Source organism: Flammeovirga sp. OC4, assembly GCF_000812565.1.
Classification (GTDB): domain Bacteria; phylum Bacteroidota; class Bacteroidia; order Cytophagales; family Flammeovirgaceae; genus Flammeovirga.
The window spans coordinates 119107-134571 of sequence record NZ_JTAM01000013.1; the positions used below are offsets into that span (position 1 = coordinate 119107).

3 protein-coding genes are annotated in these 15465 nt (G+C 36.4%); all 3 read left to right on the top strand.

Features of this window, described 5'->3' with window-relative positions; genetic code table 11:
- The first annotated feature begins 375 nt into the window (after nt 1-375).
- The 3 genes from PL77_RS11715 to PL77_RS11725 all read left to right on the top strand — a co-directional run bounded on the left by PL77_RS11715 (nt 376) and on the right by PL77_RS11725 (nt 15433).
- On the top strand, nt 376-11484 hold the full coding sequence (locus tag PL77_RS11715) for a PKD domain-containing protein (RefSeq protein ID WP_044205175.1): 11109 nt from the start codon (nt 376-378) through the stop codon (nt 11482-11484).
- A 1-nt stretch (nt 11485) separates the two neighbouring features.
- Nucleotides 11486-12553, top strand: a complete 1068-nt coding sequence (locus PL77_RS11720; protein WP_044205178.1) for a PorP/SprF family type IX secretion system membrane protein — start codon at nt 11486-11488, stop codon at nt 12551-12553.
- Between the two features lie 303 nt (nt 12554-12856).
- Nucleotides 12857-15433, top strand: a complete 2577-nt coding sequence (locus tag PL77_RS11725) for an erythromycin esterase family protein (protein WP_082026500.1) — start codon at nt 12857-12859, stop codon at nt 15431-15433.
- Nucleotides 15434-15465 lie beyond the last annotated feature (32 nt).

Here is a 15465-nt window from a genome sequence, read left to right on the forward strand (position 1 = left end):
AGTCATAATGTATGACATATTTTTAATATTAATAAAATGTAAAATTATATATTTTGTTATTCATGTAAATATCTAGTATTCAGTATTTTGTCTTTGAATTAAGAAATGTTAAAAATAATATATTTTAATAAACAAATCTAAATTTGTAGTTTTGAGGCTGATTACTGGGTGCCTCTATTAATGATTGTGTATTACAATCAAATTTTAAGATTTTATATTTTTTATCCTTCTCGAATTGTGATAATATTTTGAGAAAACAACAGACTGCAATAAAATATTTTGATTTTACACTCTTGTTCAAAGAGAATTACCCACCCTTTCATTTAACGAATTTTTTTAATTAAAAACTCCTCACTTTCACAGCAAACAACAAAGATGAACTACAACTTCTTAAAACCAATTTTATGGTTACTGATTATTACCCTCAGTATACAGGGACATGCACAAACTTTTCCGTCTAGTGGGCATGATGGTTCTTCACCGACTAAGGTAGTTGATGTAAAAAATGCAACCTATTATGGCTACACGGGAGATGAAGAAATACGGGATATGGCAATAGGTTCTGATGGATCTATTTATTTCGTTGGTAAAACTTCAAGTGATGATTTGATTGCTTCTCCTGGAGCAGAGCAAACACAATTAAACAACGGTGATGCTTCAGGCCTTTCCGATGCCTTTTTAGTTAAAATGGACCCCACAGGTCTCCGAAGACAATGGGGTACTTATTATGGAGGGGCAAGTTCTGATGAAGGCAATAGTATTGTCTTTCATGATGACCATATTTATATGGTAGGTACAAAATCAGATCAGGCTTTTATCACAAAATATGACACCAATGGTAGATTAATTTGGGAAAAATCAAATTTCGGTCAAGCCGATAAAAGTCACGCTATTGATGTTGTCGTTGCAAATTCTAAGATATTTGTCATAGGTTATTATTGGGGTAAATCTGAAGGGAATAATGCATTTATTGCTTCTTTTAATCTTAATGGAAATTTACAAGATGAAAAAACAATAGAAGGTGATGTAGCCTATTTATCTTCCATAACTACCGATGGACAAAATGTTTATTTATCAGGAATGGTCTTTGAAGACACTGATTTCCCTAGTTCAGGTAATAGTAAAATTACTATTGGTGATGAGGCTTTTGTGGCTAAGGTGAATAATAGTAACGTATTCCAGTGGGTTGAGGCTGTAGGTAGTAGAGTGGGAGAAAATACTATACCTATTTATTATGATAATACAAATAATCATCTTGTTGTCGCAACAGAAGAAAGAGGCAATATAAAAGTTTACAAAATTAATTCAGGAAATGGTAATCTGATTAGCGAGGTAGTATCAAGTTATGGAGGAACTAAAGATGAAACTGTTGAATCTTTAGTTGTTGATACAAAAGGTAATATTTTCATTACAGGTATTACAGAGAGTAATGATTTAATTTCCTCATCAGATCAAGGTATCTATCAACAGTCATTTGGTGGAGAAAAAGATGTCTATGTAACTAAGTTCGACAATAATGGATCGGTTAACTGGTCTACTTACTTTGGTAGTACAGCCACCGATGAGGGATTAAGCATAACGCTAAATAGTAATGATGCTATCTATGTTGGAGGTATGGCAAGTAGTCAACAAGGGATTGCAACTGATGTGGCATATGATAAAGACTATAATGGAGCGAGAGATGGTTTCTTTTCTGAATTTCACGACTTATACTTTATTACTCAACCCAAAAATCAGAAAGTGGGTTTTAATGGAACAGCCACTTTTACGGCACAAGCTGAAGGTTCTGTATTGAATGATCAGCTCAGTTATCAATGGTATTTTAGTTTAGATGGAAGTACAAACTGGACAACGGTTTCAGGTGGTAATGCAACTACACTCACTATTTCTGGAGCTACAAATGAGGATAGGGGCTATTATAAATGTGTGGCATATAGCCCGAAACTAGATGCTGTAGTGCATTCTAATAATGCGAGACTTAATGTGATTTCAATTACTGCATCTGATACAGAATTTTGTTTGGATGGAACTTCTACTTTAGCTACTGTTGACTTTTCAGGAGAAGATAATATTACTGATGTAACTTATTCTTGGACGGCTTCACCTTCAGCGACAGCAGGTTTACCTTCCAATACCAACCAAAGTACGATTGAAGTATTTCCTACATATGCAGGGTCTTATACGTATACTGCCAATGTAAATTATAAAGACAGTGGAGATCCTCAACAATTGACAGTATCTATTACTCTAATTGTATTGCCAATTCCATATGTGGATGCTACAAATATGAAAACGGCTTTTTGTTCAGGTGAGGAAACCGATATTGAATTGAAAGCCATTTTTCAATACGATCTAAATGATAACGACCCTAATAACATCCAAAATGCCAATAATTGGAAGAATGATCCTTCAAGAACGGTTCATTTTTCTTGGGTGGTAGATGAAAATACAGACGTAGATGGTTATGAGGATGATCAAATCCGAAATACCAACAACAGCTCTCAAAATTCAATTCGACAGACACTAAACAATTTATCGTCCACAGACCAAAAGGTGACGTATCATATTGCTGTAGAATTAGAGGGAGGTTGTCCAACCGATCCGCCAGTGGATGTCATTGTGTACGCATTACCGGAGGTAGATGCTGGAAATGACCTTACTTTTTGTCAAGGAGAGGAAAGGCAACTTTTAAGTGGCTTTACACCTTCAGACGGTGTATGGACAGGTACAGGAATTGAAAAAGTAGGGAATGATTACTATTTCAACCCTCAAACTTCAGGAACAGGGGAATTTACACTGACACTGACAAGTACGGATGCTAATAATTGTGTGAACTCAGATCAAATTACAGCAACTGTAAAATCGTTACCCATTCTAACGTTAAATGCTCAGGCTGATGAAATCAGTTCTGATAGTGAAGTGTCAATTGATTTTTCATCGACAATACCTGAAGTGACTTTTAATTGGATTGTCAAAAATCAAGTCAATGTATCGGGGGCAACAGAAGGTACAACTACTGTTACAAATGGTCAGTATACATTAAAACAGACACTAACCAATAGCAGTTTTGTTCAAGGTGAAGTGACCTACGAAGTGACACCAGTCGCAGATGGATGCGAGGGGGTTCCTAAAGAAATAACGATAGTTGTAGTGCCAACACCTACTGTTGGAGGAATTGATGATGTGTTTGTGTGTTCTAATGAATTGGAAGAGGTGGATTTGACCGGTGATGTAGCCAATACAATTTATCATTGGGAAGTAATAGAGAATAGAGGCAATTTGGTAGTGTCCAATGGTAGTTCACAAACAAAATGGCCTATCCAAATTGAAAACACTACGAACCAAACACAGGTAGTGAAATACGAGATTACTCCAGAAGTCAATAATAGTTTTGGAACCCCTCAAGAAGTAATCGTTACGGTATATCCTGAAGTCACAAGTATTGTCAATAATCAGAGTACTCAAATCTGTTCGGGTGAAAATGCGAATGTATTGATTTCATCTCTTCTACAAGGTACTTCTTTATCTTATACTTGGAGGGTTACCAATCAAAGTGCCTTATTTTCGATGGCACAATATACTGGTACGATCAATAATAATGATGGGAGTTCAATCACTTTACTATCCGAAAAAATTGAGAACCTCACATCACAAGATCAGACGGTACAGTTTGAGGTAACTACTTCGGCTAATAATTGTGAGGGACAGAAAGCAACTTTTGCCATTACTGTTCTAGCATTGCCTGAGGCAAAAATTAAGACCACCGGAAGTCCAGCAGAAATTTGTGGTGATGCTCAAATTAGATTAGAAGCTGAGACACAGAATGCTCAAACGGGGACCACTTATCAGTGGTTGAAAGATGGAGTTGACATCTCTGGAGCTACAGCAACGTCTCTGACAGTAACAGAACAAGGAATTTATACTTTAAGAGTAATTTATAATTCATGTGAGGCGGTTTCTGATCCATTTGAGGTAATTCAAGCTTCAAGCGTTCAAGCTAAAATTACGCCGTTAACGCAAACAGATTTCTGTTTTGATGATAATATAGCAGTGACATTATCTTCTGATAATACAGCACAAAACTACATTTGGTATAAAGATGGGGTAGAAATTGACAGAGGTACTGCCCAGATTACAGTTACAACAGAAGGTGTTTATAAGTTAGAAACTATTGATGAAGGAGGTTGTACTTCTCAGCCAGGCGAAGTAACAATTACACGTTTAGCAAAACCGACAGCATTAATTGCAGCAGATCAATTGACCTATTGTATTGGAGATAATATCCAGACAACATTTACAGTCAACACTTCAAATGCAACGGGTACTTATCAATGGATGAAAAAAGACGATAGCGATGTATTTATTGATCTTTCAGGTAAGACTTCTTCTACATTAACAGCAACAGAATTGGGAGAATATGCCGTTCGTTTTGAGACTACCGAAGGATGTGTTGTGACTTCAAATACCTTGAAAATCGAAAATCATCCAGAGGTTATCATTGATGCAGGAGAAGATAAAATGGTTTGTCAGGAAGATCAAATTCAAATAGGTACATCTGCCATTGCCAATTATTCCTACCAATGGAATCCAATTACAGCATCAGCTCCTAATTTGTCGGATAATACAAGTGCAATGCCTCAAGTCCAGCCTACTCAAAGCAATACGGCTGGTGATTATATTTATGAATTGACAGTTATAGATAATAATACAGGGTGTTCAACCACTGATCAAGTGACAGTAAATATTTCCGAATTACCAATAGCTTCTATTTCTGTATCCAATAAAGCCATTTGGTGTGGTAACGAAACAATTGATACAGACCTTACAGCGGAAGTCTCTAATTTGAGTAATTTGGAAGGTGTTGTCTATTCTTGGGAAAATCAGAATGGAGAGAACTTAGGTAATGATATCACGATCAATGTTACAACAACAGGTACTTATTTCCTTACAGTACAAACAAAAGACAATTGTAGTGTAAAAACATCCTTGGAAATAACACAGTATGAAGAACAGTTACCTGTACTGACAGTAGATGGTATTGAGACTGAGAGTAAAGAAATATGTGAAGGTGAAAGTGTCCTTTTAAAGGTAGCACCTTACGATGCTAATTTAACGTATACTTGGCTAGATGCGAATGAAAATGAAGTAGGGCAGGGAGAAGAAATCAGCATCAATACAGCAGGAAGTTATAAAGTAAAAGTGACCATTGGATCAGGGTGTGAGGAAGTATCTTCAGATGTAGATGTTATCGTGAAACCGCTGCCTGTGGTAAGTATTAGCACTTCAAATGCATTAGGGTATTGTATTGGAGAGCCAATTGATGTCACAATGGAAGCCTCCTCTACAGCAATGGACTCTTACCAATGGTACAAAAATGGAGTAGAACTTTCGGGTGAAACAACAGCCTCTTTCACAACCACTACTTCCGGTACTTATTCTTTAATAGTAACCAAAGATGGATGTACCTCTCTACAATCCAACGAATTGGTTATCCAAGAATATGATTACCCAACAGCATCTATCTCTGCAGATCAATTGGCCTTTTGTAAAGGTTTAGAAATTAGAGCAACATTTACAGCAACCTCAAACAATGCAGATACCTATCAATGGCAGAAAAAAGATCAATCCGATAATTTCATTGATATTTCGAGTGAGACAGGAAGTACTTTTATTGCCACTGAGATTGGGGAATATAGAGTTGTGGTTACTTCTCCACAAGGTTGTGCAACTCCATCGGAGGAAAAAGAGGTAAGGGAAATAGACCTACCTTCAGTAGCCATCGAAATTACTCAAGGTGCTGGAGTGATATGTGAAAATGATTTTGCTGAATTATCTTTACCGTTAGATCCTACATTCACTTATACGTGGTATAGAGATAATGTTGAGATTCCTAATGAAACAGCCAATATTCTTATCGTAACCACAGACGGTGAGTATCATGCGAAGGTGACTCAAAATACAGGAAATGCAAATGTAACTTGTGAAGTAGATACAGATCCTGTAGAAATAAAAGTTCAGCCACTTCCAGTAGTCGTGATTGATAATCCTGGTGCGATTTGTCAGTGGGATTCAAGACAATTGACGGTGGGTAAGTCACCTGACGATATTAGTTTTGGAGAAATTGTATTAGAAGAGTGGTCGGGTACAGATATTACACCTGATGGTATTTTTACTCCTTCAAGAGGTGATGAAACATATACTTTAACATTCAAATATCAATTTAAGTACAATGGAGCAGTGGCATCATGTGAACAAACCGCTTCTATTACTATTACAGTAGATCCAATACCTGTTGTTGACTTAAGTCCACTACAAACCTCTTTTTGTAACACAGATATAGATATTAATCTAGATGATTTTGGACCGTTTACAACATTTGAAGGAGTTGGTGTTTGGGCGGGTAAAGGTGTTTCAAATAACATTTTCAATCCTTCAAAAGCAGTAAAAGAGAATAACAACCAATTGGGGATCGTTGAGTTGCAATATACTTTTACCTCAACGAAAGGATGTTCTAAAACTGAAACAATCAGTGTCAATATCACTGATCCGGCTGATGTATTTGCAGGTCCTACTCAGGAAATGTGTATTGCTGATGAAACATTGGTTGTACAAGGTGCATCTCCTTCGGGTGGTGTTTGGAGTGTAGAAACGAATGGCGCTACAATTACGGCCAATGGAATTTTCTCTCCTTCAGCACCGGGTACTTACACTGTGGTTTATACACATGGATCAGGAAGTTGTGAAGTAGTCGCGAAGAAGAATATAGAGGTTCATGATATGCCACAAATTTCGGCTGGTGAAGATATTGAAGTTTGTTTAAATGATGTTCCTTTTGATTTACGATTAAAAACAGGGGCTATTTATATAGAAGGAAATAATGAAGTGTGGTCAGGAGAAGGCATCGCTGATTTTGATAATGTACTTTTTGATCCTGCCACTGTAGGTGTGGGTACTTATGAAATTTCTTTTGAGTCAACCAATCCAGTTACCCAATGTACTTCAACAGATCAAGTTTCTGTTAGAGTGATGCCTTTGCCAGCACCAAATTTTACGTTGGCAACAGATGCTGCCTATTGTGTCAATCAAGAAGTTACATTCGTCAACACAACACCCGATTTACCAGGTTTTAACTTGAGTTACCGTTGGGATTTTGGAGATGGTATAGGTTCAACAGAAAAAGAGGGTACGCATACTTTTACAACGGTATCAGATGCAGTTGATGTTACATTGATTGTCACGACCGATAAAGGATGTGAAACCTCAATTACCCAACAAGTTCAGATCGTTGAAGCACCAAAAGCTGATTATACACTTAATTATGCCCCAAGTGGTTGTACGCCATTGGAGGTGACTTTTGATAATATATCAGAAGGATATGCTTTGAATTATAGATGGGATTTTGGAAATGGCGTGATCTCGACAGATATGAATCCTGCTCCTGTTACCTACATCAATGAAGGTGTTACAGATACTACTTACTATATTTCATTGATGGTCAATAATATTTGTGGTACTGATATTAAAAGAGATTCAGTAGTGGTAAAAGCATTGCCAGATGTTGAATTTGTAGCGGTAAAAGATACATTATGTGCAGATGAATTGTTAGAGTTATTCAATTTATCTAACGGTAGTGTTGATCAGTACGAATGGAATTTTGGAGATGGGTCTCCACTTGTTAGAACGGCTGATAAAGGACGAATTACACATGCTTATAAAAACGAAACAACCAACTTTGCTACATATACGATCACACTTTCTGCATTTAATGATTGTGGAGTGGTGACAGAAAGTAAGAATGTTGTGATCAAACCGAAACAACTATTTGCAGGATTTAATGTTTCTCCAACAATAGGTTGTGAAGCCAATGAGGTCATTGTTCAAAGTAATCAAAAGTTAGGTGAAAATACTGTAATATGGGATTTTGGAGATGGAACTATTGTTGAAGATAGTGTCAGCTATAAGCATACTTATACCACTGCTGCCACTTATACCATTACACTTACGGTAAGCAATGGGTGTCATTCGGATACATATAGTCAAGAGGTGGAAATTAGACCTTCGCCAGAGGTGGATTTTGAAATCCAAAGTACAGTATGTCAGAATATAGGTTTAGAGTTGATCAATAATTCACCAATACAAGCACAAAATACGTGGGACTTTGGAGATGGAAGTACTTATGAAGGTTACCAACCTCCAGCAAAAATCTACGATCAAGCAGGTGTTTATCAAGTCGCATTAACGATTACCAATCCAGTGACAGGTTGTGGAAGAACATTAGTGAAAGAAGTAGAGGTGTTTGAGATTCCGTCCTCATCTTTTGAAGCTCCGGCTCAAGTTTGTGGAGAAGAGCAAACTACTTTTGTAGCAGCAGAAGAAAATGCAACGGCTTACCTTTGGGAGTTAGAAGATGGTAGAGTTTTTACTTCTAAGTCTGTCGATATTGTAATGACAAACTCTCAAAATCTATCATTAACGGTCATCAATGACAATGATTGTAGTACGCAAACGACACGATACATTGAAGTGGTAGAAACACCAATTCTTGCAACAACAATCCCTGATTCATTAAATATCTGTATTTCTGGAACGGAAAAAATTTGTGCAGAACCAATTGATAATGTCACACTCTACTGGACAAAAGATGGAGAACGCTTAACCAAGAATGGTAAAAATTGTGTTACAGTGAAGGACGGTGGTGATTACGTATTGGTTGCCATTGATGATGCAACCGGCTGCGTATTTACAGATACCATGAAGGTCAACAAGTATCAATTGCATTTACCACAAGATGGAATATTCTGTGATACTGATGCTGATAATCAAATCTGTCCTACGTTTGATGTGACTTTACTTAATCAAAGTGATTTTGAGTATGAGTGGACCAACAGAGATACCAAAGAGAAAGTGTATACTGAATGTTTACCAACGTATGGTATGTCAATAGGTCTTCAAAGTTGGGACCTCAAAGTGACAGACGATAAAGGTTGTGAGTTGTATGGTAATTCAGAGTTTACCATTGTGGAAGAATTATTTGTTGAAGTAGAAGATCAAATTTTATGTGATGACGGAGAACCTGTCTATCTCATATCACAAGATTTGAGTCATTATAATTACGCAACTTACCGTTGGTGGTCTATCTCTGACCCTTCGACTATTTTAAGTTATGAAGGAACTTTATTGACCACAGAAAATGGAAGGTATGTAGCCGAAGTAACAGATATGCGATCAGGTTGTACAGTGCTTGATACCGCTAGAGTAACTGTTTATCCAGTACCAGATTTTACGATCATTGGTTATGATGGACCATTATGTCATTCGTTAGATACATTGATTGTTGACAATACAAATATTGGAGGCCTAAAAGTTGAATGGTCAAGTGAAATGAGTTTTGATGGTGATCCAAACGGATTGTCGATTGTAGTAGATAAGGCAGGTGTATATTATGCTACTGTCACTGATACCAATAGTCCTTTACAATGTTCTTGGACTGAAATTGTAAATGTAGAGGCTTATCCTGTACCTCAGCTCAATTTGAAGGATACGACGATTTGTTCTGTTGATATTCCTGCTGAATTAATAGCTGAAGATCCAGAACATGAACCGGATATTCAATACCGTTGGTATAATATTGACGATCCAAATACAGTCTTAAGTACAGAAGGCATCTATTATGCTGATCAAGCAGGTGTTTATGCAGTAGAAGCATATAATGAAAATTCAGGTTGTAGTAATTTTGATACTGCAAGAGTAGCGATTGATCATACCCCAACCTTTACAATCTTAGGTTATGATGCTCCAACATGTGAAGAAACCGTGAGATTGTACCTAGATAAAACACCTTCGGATTCAGTAGCTGTAGCATGGTACAAAGATGGAGTTGAATGGCAGGGTAACGTTTATGAGGCTATTGTGACTGAAAGTGGTGCATATAAGGTCACGATGACCAATATTACAAAACCTACAGCTTGTGCTTCTGAACAATTGATTACGGTATGGCTCAATGAAAAACCTGAAGTTGTTGTAGACTCTATTGTGACTTGTCATGGAGATGAGAATGCAATATTAAGAGCGAGTATTGATGTGGTAGATCAACAGGACCGTTATACGTACCATTGGTATGATGTCTATGATAATCAAACAGAACTTTACACTGGAATGGCCTTCCCTGTAGTAGAGTCAGGTTACTATTATGTAGAAGTGATAGATACAAAGTCGAATTGTTTGGTAGCAAGTGATTCAGCATTGGCAACTTTAAATGCATTGCCAACCTTTAAGATTGGAGGGTATGATGGACCTATTTGTGGAAATAGTACTTCGCTAAGTATTGAAGAACGTAGTTTGGATGGTGTCAGAGCAGAATGGTATTTAGAGGATGAATTGTTTGCAACAAACGTTCAACAGTTGGAAGTCACTGAAAGCGGTCATTATAAAATTATCCTCACGGATACCACAAAAGCAACAAATTGTACTTACGAACAGAGTGTACAAGTAGTGTTGAATGACTACCCTGAGTTGACCATCAATAATGGTTTAGATACGTTGCAGGTCTGTAAAGGAGATGACTTTACATTAAGCTATCAATCAGACCGAACGGTGTCGGTGGTTTGGAGTACAAGCGAAACAACCGCTTCAGTGAAACAAAATGCTGAAGCAAGTCAATGGTATTCTATTGTAGCCACAGATAAAAATGGTTGTCAATCAGAACAAAGCATCTTTGTGAATGTTCAAAGTGTTGAGTTTGATTTGCCGGCTACAGCATTGGTATGTTCTAACGCAGAAAATACAATAGTATCCGTAGTAAGTGGTTATAAGTCTTATGCCTGGGAAGATGAAACAGGAACAGTTGTCTCTCAAACACCAGAATTAAGTACAAACATAAAAGGACGATATACTCTTACAGTAACGAATGCTTTGGGTTGTACACTACAAAAATCGATTGACCTCAAAGATGCAAATGATGAGACACTAGAGGCATTGAATTTCCCAACAATTTGTGATGATGATATTTCTACCACAATTGAAGTCACACATGGTTTCAAATACTATTATTGGGAAGGAGCTTCTAACTCTACAGGGCCAACTTTTGAAGCGTATGAATTAGGAACTTACAGTCTAACAGCGGTAACAGATGGAGGTTGCGAGTACTATTTAGAAATAGAAGTAACAGACTGTTGTGGACCTAAGATTGACATGGATGAAAATGACAAAAATAAAACAATCATATTCACTCCTCACTCCACTCCAGGAAAGAATGATCTCTTCTCTCTAAAATACAAGTACATTGAGAATTTTGAAATGAGAATCTACTCTAGATGGGGCAATGAAGTCTTCTATACTACTAGTCCTGATGAAGCTTGGGATGGAAAATCTTTAGGTCAACAAGCTCCTTCTGGAATTTACCAAGTGATCATTACGTATACTGGATGTTTTGAAGGTGGTACGATTGAAGAAAAAGAAGTAATCCAACTTTACCTAGCTGATTAAGATGAAAAAGTTATTTGTAATATTATTTATCATAGAGGGGTTTGTAATCCAAACCTCTCTAGCACAATCTCCAATTTTTTCACAGTACAATACTGCCAATTTGTACACTAACCCAGCGACTGTGGGGTTAGGAGGAAGCCCATTTATCGGTAAAATGGGTTATCGTGATCAGTGGAGCTCTTTGAATGGAGGTTTCCAAACTCAATACGCTAGTTTTGAGATGAATACACTCAGTCGTTTGAATGTGGGAGCCTTGATTTCAAATGATATCACCGGAAATAATGGTTTGAATACGATCACTATGTCAGGCGTGGTGGGCTATACTATTCCTGTTAGTAAGCCAAGGCGTATGTATAGAGGTAATATGTCAAAAGTATGGTATCTACAACCTGCAATGCAGCTAGGGGTGATGAATAAAGCCATTCGATCTCAATATCGTTACATTGATGATATTAATAATGGAGGTTCTACAGTAGATCAACTAAATGGTCTTTCGGATTGGTTTCCAGAATTAGGTTTTGGTTTAATAGCCACCAATAAGTCGGTTTGGTTTGGTTTTGCAGCACATCATTTATTTCAAACAGGAAGGCAAGTCAATGATAATACGAAGGTACTTACAGCTTCACCTTTGAGATATACTTTACATGCTGGTTTTTCTCACCTTTTACCCAAAACGCAAGACCTCAATGTTGGGGGAAGTTTTATTGTGAGAATTCAAGGGGGTATTTATCAAGGTGACTTTACAGCTAATGCTTCAAAATCGTTAAGTTATAAAGACAAAACCTTTATTGTTGGAGCGTCATTAGGTGTGAGAACTTTTATCAATATGCGTGATGAGGCCAATAGAGATGCATTGATTGTGGGGACCAACGTTCGATTTAAGAATATAGAAATAGGATATTCTTATGATTTTACGATTTCAAGATTAGTTCCCTATACCTTGGGTACAAATGAATATTCTATCATCATTTATCCATCATTTGATAAATCACAAAAGTGGGACAAGAAATATAAGAAAAAGAACAGGGTATACTGCCCTAAGTTAGGGACATCGTATGTTTACAAATAATTAGGTGTTCACCACTGTAGTGCTTTCCTTGACTTTTTTACTTCGTTTTTGTGTTAAGACAAAAATGAAGAAGAAGGAAGTCTGAAAGTAGATCTCATAAATACTGGTAGAAAGATCGATTGAAAGTTGTCGATAATTTAGTTTACAGTTTGATAGTCTATCCTCTACGTCTTAAAGCCCGTTTGCTTTCAACCGCAAACGGGCTTTTTCTTTTTACTCAGGAATAGTTAGATAAATATTAATGAGAAAGTTAGAACGAATTTTGCCTTTAAAACTTCAATAAATAAAGTAATCCTAAATGAAATGAGAAAACTAACACTATTCATTGCCCTGTTTATGCTCAATACCTCTTTGAAAGGGCAAGAAGACCAATTACAGAAGGAAATAATTACGAAAAAGGTAAATGAACATCTAATACCAATTCACCCTTCATCTGTAGCTGATTCTACATTTGAAGACCTGATGCCTCTTAAGGAAATGATAGGTGATGATCGAGTAGTCTTTGTTGGAGAAGCCGTACACTATCTTGGAAATCATGTAGAAATGAATGCTCGTCTTGCTCAGTTTTTAATTCAAGAAATGGGATTTGATTACATTTTATTCGAGTCAGGTTTTTATGATGTTGAAAAAGCACAAGAGAATATTGATAAAGGAAATGATGCTTATGGAGAATTAAGTTCTTCGGTTTTTGAATTTTGGAGTGCTACGGTTGAGTTTCAAAATTTACGTAAAGATATTGAAAAGTATCATGTGAGAGTAGGAGGTTTTGATTACCCTTCTCGTATGATAGGCGAGGATATTTATTATGATTTAAAAGAATACCTTTCAAAAGAGGTAGAGGAAGAGCTTCTGCTAGATTGGTTCGATGCTTATTCCATCGTTTCGAGATGGGAACTTCCTCGTAGCTTAACAGCTTATTACAAGGCTTACCCGATTCTTCGAGAAGCTATTTTTAATAAAAAAGTACATACTTCTAAACAGAGAAAACAACAATCATTTTGGTTAAGGGTATTGGACTCACAACATGAATTTGTACAATTCATCGAAATGTACCCTAATGTCAATTCAATTACCGAAAAAGAATGGAAAGCGAAACATGCTCAACCAAGAGATGATACAATGGCTAAGAATGCATTATGGCACATAGAGCAGAACCCTGATTCAAAGTTTATTTTATGGGGTGCTTCAGGTCACGTATCAAATGATATAAGAAGTCAACATCATCCGGATTATAATACATTTCAATCTACTGGAGAACAAATCATCAACAATTTGGGAAAGGAACAAATTACAATACTTTCCACAACTTCAAGTTTTCCGTCACTCCATAAACAAGAAGATTATAGTTTAGAACACGCTTTGGAGGCCTCTAACTATTCCTATATTATGCTTCCTCTACAATCTTTCAATTCCCCAATATATGGCAATGCATTTGGTCTTGAACCTTTACAACTGGAATGGAATAAAGCGAGCGATATTCTTTTTTATGCTGATACTTTAAGAGGTATAACAAGTTATAACCGGCCTACTGATGATAACATTCGCTATATAGAGACGAACAATGAGGTAGATACAATTTTACAACGTATCAGTACGACTAAAGACCTTGTGAAAGATATGCCTCAAAAGGAAGTATATTTATATAAATCAGTGACTAAAAAAAATCATGAAGCCAAAACATATTCGGGGGTGATCACCGATCAAGAAAAACAGGAGCCAATACCTTTTGCAAGTATTGGAATTCCTGAAGAACATATTGGTGTTTCAAGTTTAGAAGATGGTTCTTTTTCTATTAATATACCTGCTTATATCAGTGAGTTCAGAGATAGCCTTTTGGTATCGTGTGTGGGCTACAAGAAGAAAAAAGTAGCATTAAGTACACTTTCAAAAAACATCAATATACCGCTAGAAGTAGATATAAATGAATTAGCCACTTTGACAATTAGAGATAAACCTATCTCTTCTAAAAGGGTGATGAGAAAGGTCAGAAAAAGATTGAAAAAGAATTATTATCAAGACCCATTTGCCTTTCAAGCACTTTATAAAAGTAGAGTATATGATGCAAAAAATGATCGTTTTCTATTAGTAGAAGCCATAGCAGATAAAAATGATACAAATGGCTATCAAACTAAAGGAAAGGAACACAGTGAAAATAAGAATACCTCCGTACTGTATGCACAACTGACTCAATTGAATAACGATACAGGAGAAAAAATGGCAGTGCAAAATCACCTTTTTAAGGAATATAAAGTGGCAGGTGGAGCAATGATTACAGAACCCGTTGGTGCATGGGGTATGAATCAAGAGAAACATCTTTTTTTAGCTCCAAGAATTTGCCCAATCAACTTTCAACAGTACACACTTTTAAATACTTTAAGAAAGCGACATTATGAGTTTCAACTATTAGAAGAAACAGCAACTCATTTTGAATTATTGGCAACAGCAACCATAGAAAAAAATACTCACTTTTATAATACTTTAGCCTGGTTTGATCCAGCAATTTTTCAAGTGAAATTAAAAATCAATGCTGAAAACTTTGTGATCGAAAAATGGGAGCAATTAGCAATCTATCCTAACGATAAAAGTCAAGTTTTGGATGTGAATACCAATTACTTTATAAATCTCCCCGAAGATTGTAGGTATCAAAAGGATCAGTTTATTTATGGTGATCCCGAAAAGGATGGACAGTATCACCTCACTTATTGGAACCGTTACAACACTTTTTCAAACTATACTTTTAATGAAGGTATTGTACTTCATTTTTACCCTAATCAACAATTGAAATTAGGTAACCAATTAGCCTTTAAGAAAAATAAAAAGAATACTACTGAATTTTGGGAACAATTAAACTCAGTACCTGAAAAGGACATTATAAACTAAATGAGGTTTGTAGCGTAAAAGGTAGAAAAACC